General features: G+C 38.2%; 24 protein-coding genes and 1 pseudogene. 5 read left to right on the top strand and 20 right to left on the bottom strand.

What is annotated here, in order from left to right:
• Window positions 1-396: 396 nt before the first annotated feature.
• Window positions 397-1128, top strand: a complete 732-nt coding sequence (locus AC0C45_RS11370) for a ZIP family metal transporter (RefSeq protein WP_047930865.1) — start codon at window positions 397-399, stop codon at window positions 1126-1128.
• A 97-nt stretch (window positions 1129-1225) separates the two neighbouring features.
• On the opposite strand, the gene AC0C45_RS11365 is transcribed toward AC0C45_RS11370, so the two are convergent.
• The gene (locus tag AC0C45_RS11365; protein ID WP_016763593.1) at window positions 1226-1450 is read right to left on the bottom strand and encodes a hypothetical protein; all 225 of its coding nucleotides are present in this window, start codon (window positions 1448-1450) and stop codon (window positions 1226-1228) included.
• 220 nt (window positions 1451-1670) lie between these two features.
• Between AC0C45_RS11365 and AC0C45_RS11360 the strand changes: the two are divergent.
• Window positions 1671-1874: pseudogene (locus tag AC0C45_RS11360) on the top strand (KGG domain-containing protein); the annotation flags it as partial.
• A gap of 77 nt (window positions 1875-1951) precedes the next feature.
• On the opposite strand, the gene AC0C45_RS11355 reads toward AC0C45_RS11360, so the two are convergent.
• The 3 genes from AC0C45_RS11355 to AC0C45_RS11345 form a co-directional block, all read right to left on the bottom strand.
• Window positions 1952-2368 carry a hypothetical protein gene (locus AC0C45_RS11355; RefSeq protein ID WP_013082479.1) on the bottom strand — a complete coding sequence of 139 codons (417 nt, stop codon included), beginning with the start codon at window positions 2366-2368 and terminating at the stop codon, window positions 1952-1954.
• A gap of 212 nt (window positions 2369-2580) precedes the next feature.
• Window positions 2581-2727 (bottom strand): hypothetical protein, encoded by a 147-nt coding sequence (locus AC0C45_RS11350; protein ID WP_155276310.1) that lies wholly within the window; start codon window positions 2725-2727, stop codon window positions 2581-2583.
• 68 nt (window positions 2728-2795) lie between these two features.
• Window positions 2796-2936 carry a hypothetical protein gene (locus AC0C45_RS11345; RefSeq protein ID WP_013082478.1) on the bottom strand — a complete coding sequence of 47 codons (141 nt, stop codon included), beginning with the start codon at window positions 2934-2936 and terminating at the stop codon, window positions 2796-2798.
• Window positions 2937-3153: 217 nt separating this feature from the next.
• On the opposite strand from AC0C45_RS11345, the gene AC0C45_RS11340 reads away from it, so the two are divergent.
• A complete protein-coding gene (locus AC0C45_RS11340) occupies window positions 3154-4827 on the top strand; it encodes a ribonuclease J (RefSeq protein ID WP_171777484.1) in 1674 nt (557 codons plus the stop codon).
• A gap of 227 nt (window positions 4828-5054) precedes the next feature.
• Window positions 5055-5207, top strand: coding sequence for a YpzG family protein (locus AC0C45_RS11335; protein ID WP_013056278.1), 153 nt, complete (start codon window positions 5055-5057; stop codon window positions 5205-5207).
• Between the two features lie 46 nt (window positions 5208-5253).
• Here the strand turns inward: AC0C45_RS11335 and AC0C45_RS11330 are convergent, their stop codons facing one another.
• The 3 genes from AC0C45_RS11330 to AC0C45_RS11320 form a co-directional block, all read right to left on the bottom strand.
• The gene (locus AC0C45_RS11330) at window positions 5254-5394 is read right to left on the bottom strand and encodes a hypothetical protein (RefSeq protein ID WP_013082476.1); all 141 of its coding nucleotides are present in this window, start codon (window positions 5392-5394) and stop codon (window positions 5254-5256) included.
• Window positions 5395-5464: 70 nt separating this feature from the next.
• On the bottom strand, window positions 5465-6808 hold the full coding sequence (locus tag AC0C45_RS11325; RefSeq protein WP_047930868.1) for an amino acid permease: 1344 nt from the start codon (window positions 6806-6808) through the stop codon (window positions 5465-5467).
• Between the two features lie 127 nt (window positions 6809-6935).
• A complete protein-coding gene (locus AC0C45_RS11320; RefSeq protein ID WP_080743096.1) occupies window positions 6936-7562 on the bottom strand; it encodes a LysE family transporter in 627 nt (208 codons plus the stop codon).
• Window positions 7563-7732: 170 nt separating this feature from the next.
• Here AC0C45_RS11320 and AC0C45_RS11315 point away from each other — a divergent pair, with 170 nt between their 5' ends.
• Window positions 7733-7969 carry a hypothetical protein gene (locus AC0C45_RS11315; RefSeq protein ID WP_034653238.1) on the top strand — a complete coding sequence of 79 codons (237 nt, stop codon included), beginning with the start codon at window positions 7733-7735 and terminating at the stop codon, window positions 7967-7969.
• A gap of 136 nt (window positions 7970-8105) precedes the next feature.
• Here the strand turns inward: AC0C45_RS11315 and AC0C45_RS11310 are convergent, their stop codons facing one another.
• The 13 genes from AC0C45_RS11310 to ggt all read right to left on the bottom strand — a co-directional run bounded on the left by AC0C45_RS11310 (window position 8106) and on the right by ggt (window position 25059).
• Complete coding sequence (locus AC0C45_RS11310) at window positions 8106-8954, bottom strand: MBL fold metallo-hydrolase (RefSeq protein WP_034653240.1); 849 nt, start codon at window positions 8952-8954, stop codon at window positions 8106-8108.
• Between the two features lie 151 nt (window positions 8955-9105).
• The gene (locus tag AC0C45_RS11305) at window positions 9106-10545 is read right to left on the bottom strand and encodes an aldehyde dehydrogenase family protein (protein ID WP_047930869.1); all 1440 of its coding nucleotides are present in this window, start codon (window positions 10543-10545) and stop codon (window positions 9106-9108) included.
• A 482-nt stretch (window positions 10546-11027) separates the two neighbouring features.
• Entirely contained in the window at window positions 11028-11318 is a 291-nt protein-coding gene (locus tag AC0C45_RS11300; protein ID WP_034653244.1) for a putative quinol monooxygenase, read from the bottom strand.
• Window positions 11319-11522: 204 nt separating this feature from the next.
• Window positions 11523-12188 carry a type 1 glutamine amidotransferase domain-containing protein gene (locus AC0C45_RS11295; protein ID WP_034653246.1) on the bottom strand — a complete coding sequence of 222 codons (666 nt, stop codon included), beginning with the start codon at window positions 12186-12188 and terminating at the stop codon, window positions 11523-11525.
• Between the two features lie 261 nt (window positions 12189-12449).
• On the bottom strand, window positions 12450-13670 hold the full coding sequence (locus AC0C45_RS11290) for an MFS transporter (protein WP_013082468.1): 1221 nt from the start codon (window positions 13668-13670) through the stop codon (window positions 12450-12452).
• Window positions 13671-14024: 354 nt separating this feature from the next.
• Window positions 14025-14489, bottom strand: a complete 465-nt coding sequence (gene hutP / locus AC0C45_RS11285) for a hut operon transcriptional regulator HutP (protein ID WP_013056267.1) — start codon at window positions 14487-14489, stop codon at window positions 14025-14027.
• 210 nt (window positions 14490-14699) lie between these two features.
• Complete coding sequence (locus AC0C45_RS11280; protein ID WP_047930870.1) at window positions 14700-15659, bottom strand: L-threonine 3-dehydrogenase; 960 nt, start codon at window positions 15657-15659, stop codon at window positions 14700-14702.
• Window positions 15660-15696: 37 nt separating this feature from the next.
• A complete protein-coding gene (locus AC0C45_RS11275; protein ID WP_013082466.1) occupies window positions 15697-16887 on the bottom strand; it encodes a glycine C-acetyltransferase in 1191 nt (396 codons plus the stop codon).
• A gap of 474 nt (window positions 16888-17361) precedes the next feature.
• Window positions 17362-18822: an MDR family MFS transporter gene (locus AC0C45_RS11270; RefSeq protein ID WP_016763581.1), complete on the bottom strand. Its 1461-nt coding sequence runs from the start codon at window positions 18820-18822 to the stop codon at window positions 17362-17364.
• Between the two features lie 301 nt (window positions 18823-19123).
• Window positions 19124-19558: a ferritin-like domain-containing protein gene (locus tag AC0C45_RS11265; protein ID WP_013056263.1), complete on the bottom strand. Its 435-nt coding sequence runs from the start codon at window positions 19556-19558 to the stop codon at window positions 19124-19126.
• Window positions 19559-19665: 107 nt separating this feature from the next.
• Window positions 19666-21231 carry a glycoside hydrolase family 32 protein gene (locus AC0C45_RS11260; protein ID WP_280168990.1) on the bottom strand — a complete coding sequence of 522 codons (1566 nt, stop codon included), beginning with the start codon at window positions 21229-21231 and terminating at the stop codon, window positions 19666-19668.
• Window positions 21232-21327: 96 nt separating this feature from the next.
• Complete coding sequence (locus tag AC0C45_RS11255) at window positions 21328-22782, bottom strand: glycoside hydrolase family 68 protein (RefSeq protein WP_415761651.1); 1455 nt, start codon at window positions 22780-22782, stop codon at window positions 21328-21330.
• A 588-nt stretch (window positions 22783-23370) separates the two neighbouring features.
• The gene (ggt, locus tag AC0C45_RS11250; RefSeq protein WP_472928144.1) at window positions 23371-25059 is read right to left on the bottom strand and encodes a gamma-glutamyltransferase; all 1689 of its coding nucleotides are present in this window, start codon (window positions 25057-25059) and stop codon (window positions 23371-23373) included.
• Window positions 25060-25114 lie beyond the last annotated feature (55 nt).

Raw genomic sequence — 25114 nt, 5'->3', positions numbered from 1 at the left:
CAGCTATCGTTTTTAAAACCTTCCATTTTTATCTAGTACCTTTACAACTAAACTATTTTTTCTATTTTTAGCTATTCGACTGTATAATTACTTATTTTATAATAATAAATTTCCCTCAGAAATACAATTGTTTTTTTCAGAAAAACACTTAACAAAACCTTTTACCTTTATTAAATCAATCATCTTAGTGAAATATTTTTTTATTTCAGTATAATTTAAATTTTATGAATATTTAAAATAAATATAGACTCAGGGTGCTAGAACACTCTATTTTTTAAGTCGAACGAAATGAAACCACTACTTAATCGAAAAAAATCCTTTCTTCTCCTTTTACGTTTCTTCTTTCTCTTCTTAGGGAAAGTATCCATAGAAAATAGAGATGAGGAGGGATTTTTCATGTGGCAAGCTGCGATGTGGGGCGGAATTTCAGGATCAGCTGTCCTTCTTGGTGCTTTGGCAGCAGTTTTTTTGCCTATCGGCAAAAAGATAATTGGTTATATTATGGCTTTTGGGACAGGTGTATTAATCGGAGCATCTACCTATGAGCTGCTTGGAGACTCGGTTCATAACGGCGGGTTAAAAGCTACTTCTCTTGGTTTTCTTGCCGGGGCTGTTGTTTTTACTTTTTTAGACTATCTAATTTCACGTCAAGGAGCGAATAAAAGAAAGCGGTCTACCAAACAAATGGCTGCGAGTAGTTCTGGAATTGCTATATTTATAGGAACCGTAATGGATGCAATCCCAGAGTCCATTATGATTGGAGCTAGCTTAATTGAAAATGCAACCGTTAGCTGGCTTCTTGTTATCGCTATTTTTATAAGTAATATTCCTGAAGGACTGTCCAGTACGACCGGTCTAGTGAAAAGCGGATTCTCTAAAAAGAAAATTTTTTTACTATGGGCAGCTGTTTTGTTCATTTCAGCTTTTAGTTCATGGACAGGATTTGTTTTTTTAGACCATGCATCTGAGACATTTATGGCTGCTATTGCTGCTTTTGCCGGCGGTGGTATTATTGCTATGGTAGGTTCTACAATGATGCCAGAGGCCTATGAAGAGGGAGGGTCTATTACAGGATTGATTGCTGCACTTGGATTACTTGCTTCACTCATACTGGATCATTTTTCTTAATCGTCTTCATACTACTTCTATCGTTTCCAAGTAGAAAACAGACAGCCTTCTACTTGGAGACATTTATCCTCATCACATTATTATGAATGTGTCTTATTTAATAAGTAAAGTCGTAGTTTTCTTTTATTTCCTGAGTAAAAGTTTTCCAATCCGTAGCTTCAAATTCTGCATTGCGTGCTTTTAACTCTTTTTCCATTCCTTGAATCTCTTGAACAGCTTCTATAGTTCTTTCACTTCCTGGCCCTACTCTCCAAATTAATTCTTTGTATTCTTGTATTTTCCGTCGCAGCGAAGCGGTATCCATTTCTACATATTTTGACATGTTTCTAAGCTCCTTTTTCTTATTTCTCTTAACCATATCATATTTCATATAAAATTTTTTAAGATTAATTTCAACTTAATAAATACTGCTATACAGGGCTTCGTGGTCTGATAATTTTGAGAAAAATCTAATTTTTAGAAAAAATATAAAATAACCAGTTTAATCCTTTTTTGACCGGGAAGACAGACTATGAATTCAAATTTATTAGGAGGGATGCAAGATGGCAACTAATAAAAAGAATGAAAAAATGAGTCGTGAAGAAGCAGGAAGAAAAGGCGGAAAAGCTACTTCCAAAAATCATGACAAAGAGTTTTACCAAGAAATTGGTGAAAAAGGCGGAGAAGCTACTTCCAAAAATCAAGGTAAAGAATTTTACGAGGAAATTGGAAAAAAAGGCGGCAGATCCAGCAGCCAGCGTAATAATTAACTAGTATTTGAAGTAATAAACAACTCGAAGAAGAAAAGTTCCTTATAGTACAAGTCACAGGAACTTTTTTTCTTCTAACTAATCTTCTCCATCTCTTTATGGTAATGGGCTAACGATTGATCTTTTATGAATGAGAATAGTTCTGAATTAATAAAAGGAATCAATTTCTCTCCTATCTCCCAAGCATTACATTCAATTCGATACAAAAGACCTATATCGTCTGTTTGATCAAACTTTGCACTCAAAGATAAAAGGTCTTCATCTAGCGCATGACCTAATTCGTGAGCTAAAATAATCCATTGATAAGATTCTAAACACTCATTTGAACCAAATAAGTGCTGACACTGTATGTTAATATCTTTTTCATATAAAAAAATAGAATGTGTGCTAGGAACGTACTTTCCACCTACACACCGCGTTCCAGGAAACTCATCTTCAATAACTAGCTTTATTGTTGGATCTACTCCATGAACAAAATCATGTAAATTCATAAAATCCCCCACTTCTTTTCTCAAAAAATACATGTACAGGTTTACCATTATACATACGTTTATCTAAAATACCGTATGTATGTTTTTTTTTCAATATGTATAAGGCTATACATACAAAAAAGCAAGCATAGCTGCTTGCTTTTTTGTATTAAAGCGGTGCTTCAACTTTTATATTGCCCGCTTATCCTTACAGTTTTATATGTAGAATTTTATTAACGATATCGACTCGAATATTCGAGAATGCTGCGCAGCATTTGACGTGTACTCTGTGATTGATTTGTGCGTTCTTTATATTCAAGAGGACGACTAGGCGTTGACTTATTTTCTTCTTTATATTGAGAACTTTTGTTTTCTGACACGTTTTTTCACTTCCCTATCTCTATTTTATCAAGAGCAGCTCAAAGCTGCTCTTTTGGTTGTCATTCTTTTATTTGTTATGACGGCTTACTTTTGCTTTTTGAAGCTCATCTGTATGAATATCGTTTGATAAAATACTTTTATTCACATTATCGACAGCAGCTGCACTGCTGCTGACTCCTTGGTTTTTGCTTTTATTTTGTTTACTCATTCCATCCACCTCCATGTGTAACGTCTATATTTTATGGAGTTATAAAAAGAAAATAAGAGGTAGTATCAGGAAAATGACCTTCTTTTCTTTTTACTTGCATCCCTCTTATTAAATAAAAATAAAATCTCCATATTTAACAGAATGCACCAGAAATAAATGTTCATACTAAGAGTAGAAATTCTGCATATTGATTTTGAAAATATAGGAGGAAATAAGTGTGAGTACAAATAGAAACACACTATCCATTTTTGCTTTAGGCGGCATTAATGAAATAGGAAAAAACATGTATGCCGTTCAATATGATGATGACATCATTGTAATTGACTGCGGCTCTAAATTCCCTGACGAAAGTTTATTAGGAATTGATTTGATTATACCTGATATTACATACCTGCAAGAGAATCGAGAAAAAGTTCGAGCACTGGTTGTTACGCATGGTCATGAAGATCATATTGGAGGTATTCCTTATCTTTTAAAACAGTTGAACCTTCCCATTTATGCAACAAGCCTTACCCTTGGATTAATTGACATTAAACTCCAGGAACATCAATTATCTGCAGAGACGGAGCTTATTGAAATCAACGAAGAGTCAGAAATTATATTAGGCAATATTCCACTTTCTTTTTTTAAAACGAATCACAGCATTCCAGATTGTCTTGGCATTGTCTTTCATACGCCTGAAGGAGCTGTTGTGCATACCGGGGATTTTAAGTTTGATTTAACTCCTGTTAACGACCAATATCCAGATCTTCATAAAATGGCGAAAATCGGCAGTGAAGGTGTACTGGCTTTAATATCCGAAAGTACAAATGCTGAACGCCCTGGATTTACGCCTTCAGAAAAGTTAGTTGGCAAACATGTAGAAGAAGCTTTTCGTAAAGCAAAGAGAAAAGTGATTATTTCTACTTTCGCCTCGAATGTTAACCGCGTACAGCAAATTGTAGATGCAGCGATTAAAACGAACAGAAAACTTGCGCTGCTAGGAAGAAGCATGGTTAACGTTGTATCAGTTGCGTTAGAGAAAGGGTATTTAACCATTCCTGAAGGGATGCTAATTGAACCTTATGAAGTACATTCACTTGCACCTGAACAAGTCGCTATTCTCTGCACTGGAAGCCAAGGCGAGCCGATGGCCGCTCTATCTAGATTAGCCAGCGGAAATCACCGACAAGTAGAGATTCTTCCTGAAGACACGGTCATTTTATCAGCAGGGCCTATTCCTGGCAATGAACGTAATATCTCTCGTATTGTCGACAGCCTTTTCACACTCGGGGCTCATGTGATTTACGGTTCAGGAAGCGCAACAGGTATGCACGTATCAGGACATGGCTATCAAGAAGAGCTAAAATTAATGGCTACATTGATGAAGCCAAAGTATTTTATCCCTATTCACGGTGAGTTTCGAATGCTCCATCACCACAGCTTATTAGCAGAATCCGTCGGGGTGGAAAAAGAGAACATTTTTATTATAAATAACGGTGATATTGTTGATATCAAGGGCGGAGCAGCTGTTCAAACAAGAAAAATCCCTGCAGGTAATGTATATGTAGATGGGTTTGGCATTGGAGATGTCGGCAACGCGATTTTACGTGACCGCAAACAGCTTTCAGAAGATGGTATGCTGGTTATTGTTATTACTCTGAATAAAGCGGAAGGGAAAATTGTGTCTGGCCCAGATACCATTTCACGAGGCTTTGTTTATACCAGAGATTCAGAGCAGTTATTAAAAGATGTTAACCGACAAGTGACTAAAATTGTAAATCAATTACAAAAAGCTCATGTTCACCAATGGAGCATTATGAAAAAAGAAATCAAGACAACGCTTGGCCAATTTTTATATAACCAAACCAAAAGAAGACCTATGATCCTTCCTGTCATTATTGAAGTTTGATTACTCCACTAAAAAACTGCCTTAGTCCCCACTAAGGCAGTTTTACTTTATAAATCCGAAGCTTAACCCAAAGTTAGAAGTTGCCCTTTATAGTTTATGAATAGGCACTCCCTTTATATGTATGGTTAAAAGTGTTAGGTGTATTTCTTCTTTTTTATCCCATTCTATAAGAGAGATATTTCACCGTAAATATCTTGTGAAAGTATCCTATCCTTGAGGTGATTATGATGAATGATAAAAATCAAGTAGATCAGCATTCAGAACTATTCCGCCACAACTGGACGAGACCGAAGCGTTCAAAGTCCCAAGTAAATGGACATACAGAGATGTCTCAAACGAACATCATCTTGCGAAGTAATGCAAAAGCTCATCGTTGGTAAGGATGATACACTTCAACAAAAAAAGACGCGAACGCGTCTTTTTTTGTTATTGGCCGTCTGCTCCGCTTTGAGTTATCTTGCGAATATGACCATCTTCATAATTATTTTCTCGTAGCGCTTTTGCTTTGTCATCTACTACTTGTTTTTGATCTACTTGTGAAGAAGGAGTCTGCTTGTTTTTTGGCATAATCATAACCACCTTTTATTTTTGTAATTGTACAACGTGCATAGTGTCCCTCATAAAGATTAAATATATGTTAGCTAGCGGCTTCTTCTTCTTTCCACTTATGGCGCAGTTTTAAAATAACAAGGCTTATAACAATTAGAAAGCCTAAGCTTGCAAAAAAGCCCGGCCTGCTTGCAGATTCTAACAGCGTACCGCTTACTGCTAGCAGGATTAATAAGAGGCCAACAGCTTGTTTTACTTTATCCCAAACGGTTTGTTTGATTAAGCGATGAAAAGAAATTAAAATAAAGAACCAGTTATAAATCAGCATCAGTCCCGCTGCTGTTGTAATGTACTCATAAATTTTCCCAGGCAATAGCAAGGAAAGAACAATAGAAACAACTAATCCTGCTGTTGTTAAAAGTAAAGCCGGTAAAGGAAACTGCAGCTTTTTCTTTTTTTGTTTTGAAAACAATGCCGGGGCATCTCCATCTTCTGAAAGAGTGACAATCATTGTCGTTACAGAAAAAAAAGACGCTGACATCGTTGAGAAACCAGCAACAATCATTGCTCCATTAAACACATGAGGAAAAAATGGAAGATGATATGTTTCCAAAGCCGTTATAAAAGGGCTTTGATTTCCATGAAAATCATGAAATGGGACAATTAAAATAGCTAAACTCAGTGAAACAATATAAATAACTCCAAGGAGAATAAGCATACTTCTTCCCGCTTTCGGCGCGTCTTCTTTGTTTTCTAAACGAACCGTCATGATCCCCATGACTTCGATGCCTCCAAAAGCATAAAAAGCATAAAGCAAAGCCCCCCATAAACCTAAAAACCCGTGGGGAAATACTTCACTCATCGTTCGTGGCATCCCTTGTTTGGCACCTTCGTCTAGAAATCCAAATAAAGCGAGACTAGCTAATACAATAAACATTAAAATGGCAGCCACTTTTGTGACAGCAAATACATTTTCCATTCGTTCAAAGCCTTTTGTTCCGATTAATACAACAGCAATGCCTAAAACAGCATAAATAGAGGCAAATACCCACAGCGGAATACCGTCAAACCAAAAACGTGTAAAAAGAGATAAAGCCGTGAGCTGACTCCCCATGATCAACATCTCTGAACTCCAGTATACCCATCCGCTGCTAAATCCTGCCCATCTTCCATAAGCCTTTTTAGCATAGGAGCGAAACGAACCTTTTTGAGGATCTTGAGCACTCATTTTAGCAAGAGCGTCAAATACAATAAATGTACATACTGCTGCTAGTAAAAAAGCAATTAATACAGAGGGACCCGTGGCTTTTATTGCAATACTTGATCCTAAAAAATAGCCTGTACCGATGATGCACCCTACTCCGATTAAAGACAGCTGCCACCATTTTAATTTCCCTTCAACCTGACTTCCGCAGCCTATTTTCTTTTTCATACTATCACTCCTTACGCCTCGATGTAGTGTGTGATAGTTTGAAAAATTTATGCGTAAAAAGAGGCAGCTTTCTACTATTTTTCAACAGATAGAAAACTCTTTAAATTCAGTTCTGCTTTTTCCCCTCTTAAATAATCAATTGCTGTACAGCTTGCCAGCCGAAATATATACCAAATCCTATTAGAGAAAGGCCGGATATAACAGAAACTGCAGTCAAAAATGTCGCTGCTAAGTACCTTCGAAAAGTGCTTGCTAATGCTGCCATCGCAATATCCCAGCATAAAATCCCTGTAAAAATAGCACAGCTGTATAAAATGAGCTGTTCTGTTTCGTATGTATTAGCTGTTTTGGCTAAAACAGAGCCATAAATACCGAGCCAAAAAAGAATAGTAAGCGGGTTTGTTAATGAAATTAAAAAACCTGAAAAAAAACACTTTACTACAGAATCTCCTTTTGCGTTCCGATGCTGTGTAATTTTCCCTGCGCTCATTAACCCTTCAATACCGGTATAAATTAATACGAAGCATCCAAACGAAAAAAGAAACGTTTTCATAAAATCGCTGCTTAAAAAATGAACGGATCCAAAATAAACTACAAGCATATAAAGAGCGTCAACCGAGGTTGCTCCTATCCCTAAGAACCAAGCATGTAAAAAACCATTTTTGATTCCTTTATCAAGCTGCGCTGCATTTATTGGACCAATTGGTGCCGCCAACGAGAGTCCTAATAATACATAGCTAAAGAAAGCTCCCACATACATCCCTTCTTCCATTACTTTTGAGATTTTATAAATTGAACTATGATAAATGTATGCAGCCTGCTTAGCTTGTACTACGTAATTTTTATTTTATTTCTAAATCATTTGTATAGCTGCGAAAAACCAGCGCATGTTAACTGTAAATACTATACAGAAGGATGAGAGGCATGAATTCATACACTCATATTAAAGAAGCATTACAATTAGCTGAACAGGCTGTTTATCAAGGGCAGATGAATTTGAATGGAGCTAATTTTCAAAATGCTCAAATGCATTTGACTATCGTTCAGCAGCAAATTAACGAACAAAAAAAACAGGCGTCTAGTGATAAAGAATTAAAACGAATGGAAGAACACCTAAGACATTTACGCGAAGCGCAGCAGGCTATTCAGCAAAATTTTTAATAAAGGAAGTTATAACTTTTTTTACTTTTATACGAAAAACTAAAAAAGCTCTACGAACTCACTGAGTTCGTAGAGCTTTTGATCTTCACCTGCAGCTTTTAAGAGCTGCGTAAAGAGTAATATTTTTTCTTTAGCCTTATACATACTTGCCGTAATCAGGACGAGCAATTTCATCGAAATTCTTCGTAAGCTTCAATAAATTGGTTGAAAGCCATTCTCCGGAAACTGGTTTTCCATGTCCGGTCACCGCCACAGACGGATGCAGTGACTGAAGCACTTCAACTGATCTTTTGGCAGATGCCCAGTCCGTAGTTAAATAACGAGGAGGACCGCTAATTTCCAATTCTTGCTCTAGTACATCCAGTAAATATTCTTGCTTAGTGGTAACAAAAGCATCTCCTGCGATAAGCGCCAGATCCTGCTTTCTAAAAAGAGAAATATGTCCTGGAGAATGACCGGGGGTGTGAATCCATTCCCATTCCGGCATATGAGGTACAGAGCCGTCGGCTGGTAAAGCTTGCACGTGAGAGCCTAAATCAATGGCTTCCGTTGGAAATAACGGAGAAAGCTTTGCCACGAGCCCGCCTTCCACTGTGCCATCTGGTGTAGGATAATTTTTTTTACCCGTCACATATGGAAGTTCAAGTGGATGTACATATACCGGTATGTTCCACTTCTCCACTAGTTCAATAATAGATCCAATATGATCAAAATGTGCATGTGTAAGAATAATTGCTTTTGGTTTTTTTTCTTTTCCAAACCTTTCTTCTGCCTCTTTGATAATCATAGAAGCCGAATTAGGCATTCCCGCATCCACAAGTACAAAACTATTTTCTTTGTCTGGATTTCCTATAAAACATACGTTAACAATCTGTGTAGTGTAGCTGTAGATATCCGGTGCCACTTCGACTCCTTTTCCACTGGCTATAGAGCTCATGGGAATGAAACTTTCCGTTGATGAACTTCCGTGCATCTCTCTATTCAATTTATAATTCCCTCCTTTAACGTGTCACTTCATATATGTGATACACGTTTATGCTATCCACCTTTGCTTTGGTTATTCTTTTTTTAACTGGCTCTCTTTTATGTATCCATAAAAAAAGAAAGGAGAAAAACTCCTTTCTTTTTTACATCAATTATACTTTTGCCGGAACTTTAACGCCCATGATCGCTTTTGGCTCTAGATATTCTTCAATACCAAATGCTCCCCACTCGCGTCCAATACCAGATTGCTTAAATCCACCAAATGGTGCAGCTCTGTCTTGCTCGGCATCGTTGACGATGATTTGACCAGCTCTAATATTTTTAGCAACATAGTCAAGTGTTTCTTGATCTTTTCCGACCACATAGCCTGCAAGTCCATAAATTGTATCATTTGCGATTTCAAGAGCTTGCTCTAGATCATCATACGTAATAATAGTTGTTACAGGTCCAAAGATTTCTTCTTGTGCAATAACCATATCATTTGAAACGTCAGTAAAGACTGTCGGTTTAACAAAGTATCCTGTCTCTAAGCCGTCTGGTTTGCCCGTTCCGCCAGTAAGAAGTGTTGCACCTTCGTCCATTCCTTTTTTAATATAATCCTGTACACGATCCCACTGTTTTTCCGCTACGAGCGGTCCAGTTACGTTGTCTTTATTTAATGGATCACCAACTGGGAATGATGGGAGAACCTTCTTCACTGCTTCTTCAAATTTTTCTTTCATAGAGGCAGGAATGATAATGCGCGTTGCTGCCGTACATACTTGCCCCGTATTCATTGCAATGTGTGAAACTGCTATTTTAGCCGCTTCTTCTACATCCGCATCCTCTAATACAACTAGCGGTGATTTCCCGCCTAGCTCAAGCGCTACTTTTTTGATTGTTTTAGCCGCATTTTGCATAATTTTCTCGCCTACAGCACCTGATCCTGTAAATGATACAAAATCAATGTCCGGGTGAGAACTAATACCGTCACCGATTGTGCTTCCCGTTCCGTTTACAAGGTTAAAGGCACCTTTTGGTACACCAGCTTCATCAATGATCTCTGCTAATATCATCGCTGCATACGGTGTAAGTTCTGATGGTTTTAATACCATTGGACTTCCTGCTGCAATAGCTCCTGCAATTTTAGTAGAGGTCTGATTTGTTGGGAAGTTCCATGGTGTAATAAGTCCGCTTACTCCAATAGACTCTTTCACGACCTTGTAGCTTCCATGATCTTTTTCAAATGTGTAATCTTCAAGTGCATTAGCTGCTTCTTTAAAGTGGCTAAGTCCCATTTCATAGTGAACTTCTTCTGAAACCTTTAAAGGAGCGCCAAGCTCTTCAGTCATAACTTCAATAAGCTCCTGTTTACGCTTTTCATATCCTTTTGCAATATTGCGAAGCATTTTAATTCGCTCTTCTTTTGTTGTTCTTGAAAATGTGGGAAGAGCTGCTTTAGCTGCTGCCACGGCTTTATCTAGATCTTCTTTTGTACCTAAGCTAATTTTACCAATTGATTTTTCAGTAGCAGGATTGATCACATCTGACGTTTCGTTTCCTGTTGATTCAATCCATTCTCCGTTAATAAAGTGTTTTAAATTTGTACGCATTGATTTGATCTCTCCTTTTAGTTTGTTAATTGTTGAACTATGTCATCTAATTTTTATCTACCCGCCTGTCTGCTTCTCAAACACCGCTTCTATTATTTGTTGTTTCCTTCACTGCCTTACCCCTTTTCGAATCCGCTTTTCGCAGCTGAAATTATTTTTCCTCTGCAGCTTTTTAGTTCTTTATAACAAACAAAGATTGAGTCATAACGAAATCAATTCCATCTAAAGATGAACAAGTGGGATAAAGGAGCTAGTATGGATTATTTGTTATACCGCTGTTGATTTCCGTGCAAGCCTTCGCTTTCCGCGGGCGATCGATAAGTCTCCTCATCGCGTAGGTTTCAGCGTGGTCTCACTAAATGAAACCTACGTTTACCATAACCACAAAAAATCCGAACGAGTTTGATTCTCCATCAAGAATCTCGGTTCCTCATTCGGATCTTCTTTCCACTAAAACACTTTTGGTCCAGCCACTTTTTGTATTAACGTACTTCTTGTAAACGATGTACCGCTCTGCTTTCAATTAACGGTTCTGTTTGCTGTCTGTATTGTTGATAGTGAGGTGTTTCAATGTGAGCTTTAACATCTTCTTTGCTTTTCCATTTCTCATAAAAAACAAATGTGCCTTCCTTGTCTGTATCCTGGTGGAGAGTATATTGAATACATCCTTTTTCTTCTCTTGATGGTTCAATAACTTTTACTAACTCTGATCGAAGCTCTTCTTCTTTTCCTGGCTTGGCTTGCAAAATGGCGTTAATAATAATTTCTGACATCGTTTTTCCTCATTTCTCTAAAAAATATTCTCCATAAAAAGCTTCCCTCTTTTTGAATTTATTACACTGACCATCATATTTTTTGTATGATGATTGATTTCTCTAGTCCAAGACAGCAAAACATCCATGCTATACACATCGGTCTTTCTTGATGTGTTGATAAAAAAAGCCTGTAGGCTTGTAGCCTACAGGCTTTTTTATATCTTATTTCAATAAGTGCTGCACGACTGCTTTTGCTACACTGATTGTTGACTGAGGATTTTGCCCTGTTATTAGGTTGCCATCCGCTTGTACATTATCTGTCCAGTTTGGAGCAGTTACTACATTTGCCCCAAGTTCACGCAGACGTGTTTCCAAAAGAAACGGCATGAAGCGGTCCAATGTTGTTTCACGTTCTTCATCATCTGTAAACGCAGCGACATCCTTTCCTTCGACCAACGGCTTTTCATCTGATAATGTAACACCTACTAAGCCTGCGGGTCCGTGGCATACAGCGGCTACTACTTTGTCTCCTTCGTATAGTTCACGAATTAAAGCGTGGAGCGTTTGATTATCTGGCAGATCAAACATTGTGCCGTGACCGCCTGGTAAGAAAACAGCATCGAATTTAGCACTGTCTGTAATTGTATCAAGTTTTAGGGTATTCTCTAGATGCTTAGCTGTATTTAAGATTTCTTGAGAAGTCTCCCCTTCAAGGCTGCGAGCATCCACCGGCGCTTTTCCTCCTACAGGACTTGCTACAGTAATCGTAAATCCAGCTTTTTCGAACTCTACGTACGCTTCACCAAATTCTGAAAGCCAAAGGCCTGTTGGATGATTTTCTTTCATTTTGTCAGCCGTTGTTACGACCATTAATATATGTTTAGACATAGTAACGTCCTCCTGTAAATAAAGATAGTATTTTCTGTTTCCGCCTTACACACCCTATTGTAAGAGAGGAATTACTATAATACAAATTAGAAAATATATGCTTATCCATAAATATTTTTATAGTTAATGTGTCTTTGTTAATAAAGCATCTGCGAAAAAACAACCATATAACATCTGAATTTATTTTTTATACACTCAAAAAAACCGCCCTTTTGAATAAGCGCGGTTTTTTCCAGAAAAGCATAGAATCTATCTTTTATTTTAAAGAGCAGATTGAGCGTTCATTTGTTTCACTTTCTTTTCTCCCGTTCTTTTAAGACTTACCATAAAAATAAACGAAATACAGTACAGCCCCGCCAAGTACGTCATCGCTACTGTCATATCGTAGCTTTGCAAAAGATAGCCGACAAGAATGGGTGATAACCCTCCGAGCGCTCGCCCAAAGTTAAAAATGGTGTTCGTTGCAGTGCTACGCACTTCTACTGAATAGTGGCTGCTGATCAACGCTCCGTATCCCGCGAACATTCCGTTTGAGAAAAATCCGACCACAGCTCCTCCTATAAGCAGCCCTGCACTTCCTTCGGCATACGAGTATAAAAATACCGCACAAGCTGAAGCAAGAAGAAAGATTCCAAAAGTACGTTTCGATCCAAAACGGTCCATAAATTGACCAAATGTTAGCATGCCTATAATCATTCCAACGGCTGTACTGATTGTCCAAAGAGCTGAACTTGAAACAGAGAGGCCTTGTGATTGCTGAAGCATAGATGGAAGCCATATCATAAGTCCGTTATAGCCTGCAATTTGGACTGTAGCCATCACTGCCAGCGAAATAGTCGTCATCGCCGTCCTAGGCGTAGCGAATAATTGACGAAGCTTACCATTATTTTTAACAACCGCTGTTTTCTCTTTTTGAGCTTGTAGCCACTCAGGAGATTCGTTTAAATTTTTTCGTACGATAAAAGCAAAAATGACGGGGATGATTCCGACAAAAAACAGCGCTCTCCATCCGAAAATCGGCAGGATCAGAGAACTTAAAAGCGCCGCAAGGATCACTCCAAATTGTGCGCCAATACTAACATAGGATGAAGCTCGTCCTTGCTTATGTTTCGGCCACGCTTCTGCTACAAGAGCCATACCGATCCCATACTCTCCTCCAGCCCCAATTCCGGCAATAAATCGCGAAGCATACACTTGTTCAACATTTGCTGCAAAACCTGTTAATGCCGTTCCGACTGCAAATAGAAGAACCGTGTAGGTAAAAACCCGCACTCTTCCAAATTTATCTGCTAAAATTCCGAAGATGACTCCACCTATCAGCATTCCTATATTCGTAATAGAAGAAATAAGTCCACCTGTTGCTAAATCAATGTGAAATTCAGCAATAATCATTGACATAGCAAACGAGATAAACATAATGTCCATCCCTTCTAACGTCAAACCTGCTACTGATGCTACAACTGTCTTGTTACGATAATTCATGTTGTTCCACCCTCCAGTGTATTCTTTCTGTATCAACGCTCTTTCTTTTTTGAAGGAATGGATAAATAACATATCTCCATTCTCTTTTGAAGCCTCTCTGGACTTCGTTTAAAAGAGGTAAGTAACACATAAAAGCCCTTTTGTCGCAGAGGGCAAAAGGGCACAGATAGGCATAGAAGCAGTAAATGAGTGATCCGTCCTTTTCGGCCTCTCTGGACCGTCTTAAAGGCAGTTATTATATTAATCATTATGTTAACACGCCGCACAGAACCTTTCAATAAGAAAAATATCTTCTTTAAAGCAGCTATGTACATCTCTCACTTTTTACATTCATACTATTTCGTTCATTATTTTTTAAATGTGGTTAAAACCAAAGCCTAATGTATCATGTTCAAAGCCTTTTTTAGGCGCACCTATCGTTCCATACACACAAACGCTAATCCATTCGTCGCTTGATCCTGAAAACTCAATTTTTCCGCGCACGATTGAAAATGTGAGTCCTACCGTTCGTAAAATATCACCCAACTGAAGCGTTCCTCGACTAACTCCTTGAATGGCTTCAAGTATAGCATGATAAAGAGCGTGAACTTCCCGGTACGACTGGGCATTAATAATTTTGTTTGTCTTGGCGCTCGTTTCAATTGCCGCCACGACTTTAGACAGCTCCATCGCTCCGACTTTTCCTACTGTATAGCTGTATCCTCTCTCATTAATTTCCTTTTCAATACCTTCAGCTAGTTCCGTATTATGTAAAAGAACGAGTAAAGATGTTAATCTTCCCATTGAAAAATCATTAACTTGTTGAAATTTATTGCTCAACTGTCATTCCCTCCCTTCTATCCCCTTATTATTTTAACAGACGGCACCTAAAAAGGTGCTGATTATTCAACGAACGAGCGCTCACTTAAAGGATCAGGAGATCTATGTGTACTGTCCACCACTGTTACGAAGTAGAACTTGCATAAACAATTAACTTACCTTTTAGTAAGCGCTTACTTTATTTTCAAGGAAGAAATCATTTTTCTCTACTTACGTTAAGACAAGCTGCGATTCAACTTTTAACTTTCCCAGCATCTCTCTCGTCATTTTTTCTAGGTTATATTCTGTTTTAAATCCCCACTCTTCTATCGCACAGCTGGAATCTATATGGTTAGGCCAGCTTTCAGCAATTGCTTGTCGAACAGGATCTACTTGGTAATTCAGAACAAATTCCGGAATCGTTTTTCTGATTTCAGTCGCCATTTGTTCTGGATCAAAACTCATGGCAGAAACGTTAAATGAATTTCGGTGCTTAAGCTTAGAACCGTCTGCTTCCATTAGTTGGATAACAGCATTCAATGCATCAGGCATATACATCATATCCATATATGTTCCTTTGTCAATATAGGACGTATATCGCTTATGCTTAACGGCTTCATAATAAATTTCAACAGCGTAGTCCGTTGTTCCTCCACCTGGAGGCGTTACGTATGAAATTAAGCCTGGAAAACGCAACCCTCGTGTATCTACTCCGAATTTATGGTGGTAGTAATCGCAAAGTAATTCACCCGCTACTTTATTAACACCATACATCGTGGTAGGACGTTGAATTGTATCCTGCGGCGTCCAGTCTTTTGGAGTCGTTGGACCAAATGCACCAATTGAACTTGGAGTGAAAAATTGACACTGAAGCTCGCGTGCTACTTCGAGCGCATTTACTAATCCGCCCATATTTAAATTCCAAGCTAGAAGCGGTTTTTGCTCGGCTGTCGCTGATAACAGCGCAGCCAAGTGAATAATCGTATCAACTTTATGCTTTTTAGCGATCGTAAATAACGCAATCTGATCCGTTACATCTAAAATCTCGAATGGACCTGAAGTCACGACATCACTCGTCGTTTTGCGAATATCGGTGGCAATAATATTTTCTGAACCATATATCTCTCTCATTTTCGTCGTTAACTCAGAACCGATTTGCCCTAAAGAACCCGTTATTAATACTTTTTTCATGTCAATATCCTCCTCGTGTACTGCCTAGATTAAACGTTTAGATTAATTTCATTTCCTTGCCTACTTTTTTGTAGATACGAAGTGCTTCATCTAACATTTCTTTCGTATGAGCAGCCGTCGGCATATTGCGAACGCGTCCTGTCCCTCTTGGAACGGTTGGGAAAACAATTGATTTAGCGTATACCCCTTCTTCTATTAATCTCTCACTAAAAATCTGCGTTTGGTTTTCATCTCCTATGATGCACGGAGTGATAGGTGTTTCACTTTCTCCAATGTTAAAGCCTAGTTCTTTTAATCCTTGCTTTAAATATCGACTGTTTTCCCACATTTGCTGCTGCAGCTCTGTACTTGTGCTTAGGATTTCAATTGCTTTCATACAGGCAGCAGCCGTGCCTGGTGTAATAGCAGTCGAAAACAAAAACGGACGGCTTCTTACTTTTAACCAGTCGATTAAGTCTTTTTTTCCGGCTACGTACCCACCTACAGCTCCAATCGCTTTTGATAATGTTCCAATCTGGAAGTCTACTTTTTCAGATAAGCCAAAATGTTTGACTGTGCCCATGCCGTTCCCTAATACGCCCGACCCGTGAGCATCATCTACGTATGTGATTAAGTCAAATTCCTCTGCGATTTCTACAATTTCCGGAAGCTTAGCAATGTCTCCATCCATTGAGAATACACCATCGGTAATTACCATTATTTTATTATATAAACCGGATTTTTGTGCTTCGCCTGCTTTTGCACGAAGATCTTCCATATCTGAATGCTTAAAAGGAATAATTTTTGCTTTTGATAGCCGGCATCCGTCAATAATTGAAGCGTGATTCAGCTCATCTGATAAAATCGCATCATGTTTATCCATAACCGCGGAGATGGCTGCCATATTACAGTTAAAGCCAGACTGATAAGCTATAGCTGCTTCTGTATGCTTAAACTCGGCTAGCTTTTCCTCTAGCTTAATATGAATATCTAGAGTTCCATTAATCGTTCGGACAGCTCCAGCCCCCACTCCGTATTTTTCAGTAGCTTCGTTGCACGCGTTAATAAGCCTCTCGTCTGTAGCAAGACCCAAATAATTGTTGGATGATAAATTAATTAATTGCTTTCCCTCAATTTGAATCACAGGTCCGTTTGGCCCCTCTACCGGATTAATGACATTGTATAATCCTTTATCTTTTAAATCTTCTAAATTACTATTCAAGAATTCTTTTAAACGTCTGCTTGTCATCTTCCATACCCCCTCATCGTTGTTCAATACGTCTTATAAACCTCTCTTTTCCCCATTAAAAGATTAATCTAAGCACTTACAGTATATGAATTAAAAATTAAGTGTATTCCTGAGAAAGACAAATGTTTCTTTTGGAAGCGCTTAAAATCCAATACTTATAGAATTCATAATAATAAACAACTAGGTAAATGTCCATACTAAAAAAACAAAAAATAAGAAATTTTCGTCAATAATAAAAATTCTTCCTCCTGTTAACGATTTTTCCGGAACGTTATTAGACAATATCTTTTTTTCTCTCTTTGATAATTCTTTTAAAAAAGAGACTGATACATAACTGAATCAACAGCTAAAAGCACCTCCATACATGAAACCTACATTCACCATACCAATAAAAAAATCCGAACGAGTTTGGTCCTTAATCAAACTCGTTCGGATTGTCCTTCAATTAAAATACTTTTGTAGCAGTCTCTTCCGTTACTTTTGCATAGAGATGTTCTTTATTTTTTTATGTCCGTTTTTTACTAATAAGCATGAAACAGCAAAGCTTAGTAATGCAGCTAAAAACGTTCCACTGTAAATAATGTGAACACCTGATGCAAGAATTTCATGCAGCTTTGACAGTTCTTCTGCTGGTACTCCGCCTGTCTCAAACGAAGCATTTAAATTTTCTTGCCCTAATTTCTTTGCTTGTGAAAGTGTCACTAAATTAAAGATTGTACCAAACACCGCAGAACCTAGCGTTTGACTAAATGTATTTGTAAACGTATTAAGAGCCACCGCTACTCCTCTTTTGCTAGCCGGGACCGCTGATTGAATAACTAGCATAAAAATAGGCGTAATAATTCCCATTCCTAACCCAAGGACCCCAACGGCTACATAAATTAAAAATACGGGTGAGTGGGTGGAAACTAAAAACAGCATAAAACAAGCTGTACTTACAATTGCCGTGCCCAGCGTAAGGATAGAGTGCGTTTTAAGACGCCCTACTAAATTCCCTGAAAGCAGTGAACCAATCGTCCAGCATACTGGCATAGGCATTAATACAAAACCAGCAGCGGTTGCACTTTTCCCCAGCACTCCTTGACTCCAAATTGGAAGGTAGACCGTAATACTAATAACTACTGATCCCACAAGAAGTGTTAATAAGTTTATAACAGATACACTTCGAATGGAAAACAGTTCAAGCGGGATAAGAGGTTCGGGAGATTTCTTTTCTATATAAATAAAGCCAATGAATGTTAGAACAGCTAGAACAAATAACCCTATAATGGTCGGATCTCCCCAGTTTTGATGCTGACTTCCGGTTAAAAGCGCGTATAAAAACGCAATTGTTCCCACTGAAAACGTCACCGCTCCAATATAATCGATATAGCGTTTTTCTTTTACCACTTCTTCTTTATAGTTTACTAAAAGAACAAAAAAAGCCATTAGTCCAAACGGTATATTTAAAAAGAAAATATAGCGCCAAGACAGCGTATCCACTAAGAATCCCCCAAGAAGAGGCCCAAGAACTCCCGCAACTCCCCAAACTGCGCTAATCCACCCTTGCGCTTTGGCTCTTTCTTTTGCTTCTTCATACAAGTCCCCAATAATAATCATTGTAAGCGGCATAACGACCCCGGCGCCCAGCCCTTGGATAGCTCTATAGACAATTAATTGTTGCATCGAAAAGCTAAGTCCGCAAAGTATCGATCCGATTAAGAAAATAATGATTCCAACAAGCATAACTTTTTTGCGGCCGAATAGATCCGCTAACTTTCCGTATATAGGTGTAGATACAGCAGTTGTCAGCATATAAATGGCATATACCCAGCTAACTAGCTCAATGCCCGACAAATCACTTGTAATTCTTGGAACAGCCGTACTGACAATGGTTCCTTCCATTGCAGCTAAAACAGTGACAAGCAGCAGCGCTGTCATGATTCGTTTCCTCATCTTTCTCTCTCCTTGCAACTGCGGGCATACCATGGTTTTTCTTATAGAAGATAAAAGCGGTTTCAATATACGGATACCCTTTTAGCCTTTATATGTATGTGATGCCCCGCATATAGTTGCTGCCATATGCAGCCAAATAATTATTTTACTATAAATTTTTTCAAAGCGATAGATAATTTCAAAAATATGACTTTCATCTCATTGATAGAAACATGCGTACATGATGTTTTATTTCCTTTTTAAATTGCAAAAAAGCACCCCGTAACACCTGGTACGGGATGCTTTTACGTATTTTGTATGATCAACTTAATCGGGGATCTTTTAATAAACGTTCCATTTCTTCCATATGATTTGTTTCATCTGCAATCATATCTTCAAGCTTTACAACAAGCTCTGTTAAACCTAACTCTTCTGCTTGCTTCTTACGCTCTTCGTAGCGCTGGATAGTTTCTTTTTCAGCCTTGCTCGCTTCTTTAAGCATTTCCGTCACGTTTGAGACGTGCTTCACCTCAGCCGGCTTTGTTGTTGGCTCACCGCCAAGGTTTTTGATTTTTTCTGATAAATAAAGGGCATGTCCTTGCTCATCAGGAATTTCTCCTTCAAAGAAAGGTTTTAAAATTTGATATTCTAGGCCGGTTACTGTAGACGCATAGTAAGTGTACTGAATAACCGCCGAATATTCACCCGCTAAATCGGTATTAAGTCCCTCTATTAGTTGTCTCATTTTCTCTTCCATTTGAATAAACACCCTTTCATTTGCTGTTAGTAGACATGTACCCTTTCTATCTAGTCCTAAACCACAATAAGGCGATATTCTGCTCCTTCTTTTTAAAAGTAGGGAAATTACTGAAAAGAGCGAAGATGTTTGATTTCTATATTTTTAAAGAGAGACGTTCCTCCTTGAGAGAAAAGCGTAATTCCTTGGTCGTTGTGACGCGGAAACACTTCGCTAGAATGCACGGTTTTTCCATCATCAACAAAAACTTCAATGCTTGTTTTATCTACCAATATCTTCAAATGAACATTCTTCTTGCCTGCATCAAAGTAATCACGGCTTTCCACATACTTTTTGCTTTGATCAGGCTGATTGCTATAGCTTCTGTTCACATATGAGACGTTATCTTTTGCAAAAATGCCCACATCAATGTGCCGCTTTTGATCTGCGGACTCTCGAAGTCGTAAGCCTACATTTTCTGCATCTGACCATAAAATATCTGTATCAAGCTGATAAGCTTCACCTTTTATCTTTAACTTTTTCTCTCCGTTTACTTCTACTTGTTCAACAGAGTTTGTTGAATCAGTTAGCTGATTTAATTCTTCGACAGGCTTTGATAACAGGCTGTACTGATCGTCGTTTTGTTTTGAAAGCGTAATTTCACGGGTTACTGAATCGAAGCCGTTAAACCCTTCTTTCATCGTTGGCGTCTTATCTGGATAATCCCAGTTGTTCATCCATGCAAAAGCGTAGCGCTTTTCTAAGGAATCTTTATTTTTACCGTCTTCAAACGTGACTCCTCCGTACCAATCGAAGCCATGATCGAGCCATTGCGGCTCGTCCATATCGGGAGTGAATGTTGTTCCATCGTAATTTCCTGTCCAATAAGCATAGGTGTTTGGCTTTCCGCTTTCTTTTCCATTTGCACTTGTCCCGAGAACCCACTTAACTGTCCCGTCATCTGCCTTCATTTGAAAAAGATCTGGACATTCGGTAATGCCAATATCTTTAGTTACAAATCCTCCCGTATACGTCCAATCCTTTAGATTAGAAGATTCATAAAATCCAATTTTTTCACCTTCTGACATGACGAGAACCCACTTGTCATGTTCATTATCCCATATGACTTTGGGATCTCTAAAATCTTTGGTGCCTGGATTAGGCATGATAGGATTTTTGCTATATGATTTAAAGGTTTTTCCTCTATCGGTACTATACCATAGATACTGTTCTTGCTTTTGTCCATCGGCAGAAGGCTGGGTCATAATCGCTACAATTGCGTCTTTACCAAAGCCTGCTGTGTTATCTTTATCCTCTACAACGGATCCGGACCATATATCGCCATTTTTATTTGTATACTTTGGAATAGCTACTCCTTCATCTTTCCAATGAACCAAATCTTTAGACGTTGCATGTCGCCATTCCGTCCCGTTCCCTTTAGGATAATCATGATTGTATAAGTAATAGTAATGATATTTCCCGTCAAAATAAATGGGCTTTTGAGGATCATTTTTCCATTTATCAGGCGTACTAAAGTGATACACCGGACGATAAGTGGATTCACTTTTATTCTCTTTTTCTTTTCCTTGGTCTTTTGTATCCTCTTTTTTGGATACGGCTGCTATAATGAGTCCGGCTATTACAACTAAAACAACGGCAAGCGTTATCCATTTATAAGCACCTTTTTTCTTCAAACAAACCCCACCTTTCTCTTTTTTGTCTACATCGAATAAAACAAAAGAAAATGGTGATTACAATCACCATTTTCTTTTGTTGCTATTGCAAAGCGCTCAGTCTTCATCTACTGTTAACTGACCTTGCTCAAGAACACTATCTTTTACAACAGATGTTTTTGAACCGTCAATGTTCACTAAGAAGCTTGGTGCAAATGTAGAGTGGTTGTCTTCATAAAAGCCTCTATTTGTCATGTAGCTTGTAATAACGACATTATTGCCTTTTGTTTGAGGTACAGCAAAGTGAGAATACGTAAATGTTTTATCATTAGGATCTAAATCCATATGAAGAACTAATCCTGTATCATTTAAAGGCTTATATTTTCCTGTTAACGTATTTGAAACATAGCCTAGCATATACACATCATCTTGTCCGATTCCATCAATCGTCATTTTAGATCCGCGAGAATCGGTGAACAAGTACCATTTTCCTTCTTTTTTGAAAATGTTTGCACGTTCAATTTCGTCTGTAACTGTGTTTGATGTAATAAGTGGCTTCATTACTTTTTTGAGCGTATAGTCATCATTTAACTCAATAATGCCCAAAGCCCCGTTTGCTAAAGAAGCTTTTTCTTTATTAGATCCTTCAAGAAGCTTTTTCTTTTCAGATTGGAAGAAAGGATTGTTTCCTCCGTAGTATGCTCTGTTATATAGAGAGTCTTCGCCTTGATAGCCATCTTCTGTTCCTGTGTTAGCTTCGAAAACAAGGTACTTATGTCCGTTGTCTTCTATGTAATGAGGGTCTCTTAGCGTATGGTTATCCCCTGTGTCATAACCGCCTTCATCAATAAACTGCTGAACCGTTTGATAAATCTTTCCGTCACCGTCAAAGATTGACTTGTAATCTTCTACTCCATCAACTTTTAACGTATTATCGTTTGGCTGAGACATGTTCACTTGAGCTGTCGTTAACGTTTGTTTTCCGTATTGTTTACCTGAATAATCCGTGTAGAACAAACGAACTTTACCATCTTTTGTTAACGTGGCAGAACCAGACCATTCTTGTGTTTGATTTTTAAGATGCGGGTCATTGGGAACGAATTTATCACTGTCTTTAAACACTCTTCCAGCGTTTTTCCAGCTGTCAATTGATTTGTCTCCAGCTTTTTTATAGAAAAGATAAACAGACGTGTCATTCGAATCTTTTGGATCACCTGCTAGGGCAAACACAATTTGATATCCATGATAAGTCGCTACTGTTCCATCAGCATTTTGTAATGGCCAGCTGTCCCATACATCTAAGTCAATTGTATTTCCTGATGCATTTTTTCCTTTAGCAGAAGCAATGTTTTTAATAGTTGATTCATCAAAAGCAGGAACTTTAAACTGATCACTGTTTTGCTGCTGTGGAATTTTCACCATATTATCGCGAGTAATATGCGAAATTCCGTAGCTATTATTAAAGTCTTTGCTGTCGTTTCCTTTAGCAAATGTTTGGTATCCCCCTCCTACTAGTAGGGCTGCAGCCAATGTAGCAGCAGTTGTATGCTTAGCAACTCGTTTCATTTTCATATGTTTTCTCCTTTTGTGTTAGTAAAGAATATAAATTTATTAATTCAATTAGCTATCAAAAATCCGAAAACAGAACCGGTTCCGTTCAACCAAAAGATTACTTGGATAAATGACGAAAGTCAAACATGCCAAATGTAGCTATTTCTCATTTTTATCTTTTTCATTGAGCTGTAACTAGGACCAAAGTTTACGTGTAAGAGCCTTTTTTATGTAACCGTTTTTCCAATAAAAGTGTACGGCTTTTTTTACATTTCAAACCACGATTTCCAGACGTTGCGTTTGATACTTTCTACATGGTTAAACACTTTATCTTTCCAGCATTGAAAACGCTATTCCGTTTTTTATACTTTCCGACCATTCTGTTTTTATCAATCTCTTGAAAAATCAGTACCTTTTTTTTATTAGCCGGACATGAAAACGTTCTATTCTTTTTCCTTTCTAAAGATTAGGATGATAATAATAAAGGTCTAAAGTATGTTTTCAGAAAAAAATATTCCTTCTTTTTACCTACTCATTTTTATCTTTTTTAATGCATTATACGCTCTCCCTTTTGTAAAAAGAGAGAGCGTATAATGCATTTTTTGAATATTAAGAGTCTAAACCAGTTGCTTTTCCTTCACGGCTGGAATCAGCTGCTCCAAATAAACGGCCGGTTTCTTTATCAATTTGAATACCTTGAACATTTCCGATTGGAAATGGCTCATCTCCAAAATTAAAACCCATAGCTTCTAGCTCTCCTTTGGCATTCATATCCACTCCGGCTTCCCAACCGATAAGTGATCCTGTACTATTAAAAATTCTTGGTTCTTCAATCGCTTCTTTTATATTCATTCCATAGTCTAAGGCATTAATAAGCGTTTGAAACACAGACCCTACAATCGTTGGTCCGCCTGGAGACCCTAAAGTGAGTACCGGTTCGCTGTCTTTAAAAACGATGGTTGGGCTTTTACAGCTAACCGGACGCTTTCCTGCATCCGCTTGATTTAACCCTCCAGGAATAGCATCAAAATCAGTAAGCTCGTTATTGAGTAAAAACCCATGGTCTTTAACCATAATTCCTGTACCAAAAGGATGTTCCACAGTTGATGTACAAGCGACAATATTGCCCCAGCGGTCAACTACCGTAAAGTGAGTTGTTTCACTAAGCTCACGTTCAGGTTCATAAGGCTGACGTACAACATTCACTTTTTGGCCTTTCTCGTAATTCCACGGGTTGCCAAAATCAACTTTCTCATTTTTATGCTTCCAATTAATCAATTTTTGACGTTCCTTTATATATTCATCATTTAAAAGCCCTTTTAATGGAATATCACTGTAGGCTGGATCTCCAGAGAATGCAATTTTATCTGAAAATGCAATACGCATAGCTTCTGCAAACAAATAATACTTTTCCCAAGATTTCACGTCGTACTGGGACACATCAAAGTCCTCTAATAGCTTTAAGATTTGCAGCACGGTGGTTCCTCCTGCACTAGGCATGTTGGAAGAAGCAATTCGGTATCCTTTATAATCTCCCCACACTGGCTCATCAATCTTAATCTGGTATTCTTTCAAATCCGACAGTTCCATAAAACCGCCGTGCTCTTTGATCGTTGAAATAATGGCTTCTGCAATTTCACCTTCATAAAAAGCCTCAATACCTTTTTCTTGAAGAATGCGAAAGGTTTTAGCAAGATCTTTTTTATTAATTGTATCTCCTTCTTGCATAGGCTTGCCGTTTGGAGAATATAGCTGCTTAGCATGTTCTCCTAGTCGATAGGCGTATGTTTTTAAAATATCTCCAAGAACCCAGTTTGTTTCCACACCTGCTTCTGCTGCTTTGGCAGCCGGTTCAATCAATTCAGCAAGGGGTTTTGTTCCATACTCTTTACGAGCTGCTTCCATCGCCTTTAAAATCCCTGGAATTCCAATTGCCGTTGCATGAGTAGAACGTTTTCTAAACGGAATAACTTCTTTATTTTCATCAAGAAACATTTCAGGATAAGCTGCTTTAGGAGCCTGAGAATGCCCGTCAAAAATTTTAGTTGTTTTGCTTTCATTGTGGTATACCATAAAAAAGCCGCTGCCTCCAATACCGGTCATCATCGGTTCTCCAACATTGAGCCCAAACTGAACGGCAATTGCTGCATCAATTGCATTACCTCCCGCTCTTAGTACCTGTTCTCCGGCGTCGGTTGCAATTGGATGGGCACTGGCTACCATTCCTGTTTTTCCAACCGCTGTTTCTCTTCTATATGAACTCTTTCCTGAACGAGATAAACTTTTTCCATTAATCATCTTTTACGACCTCCTAGTTACTTACTTTATCTGGGATATTGGTAAAATACCCTAT

The organism is Priestia sp. VA7, from assembly GCF_055710015.1.
The sequence above is the reverse complement of the archived record's forward strand: the minus strand, read 5'-3'. Positions and strand labels throughout refer to the sequence as shown.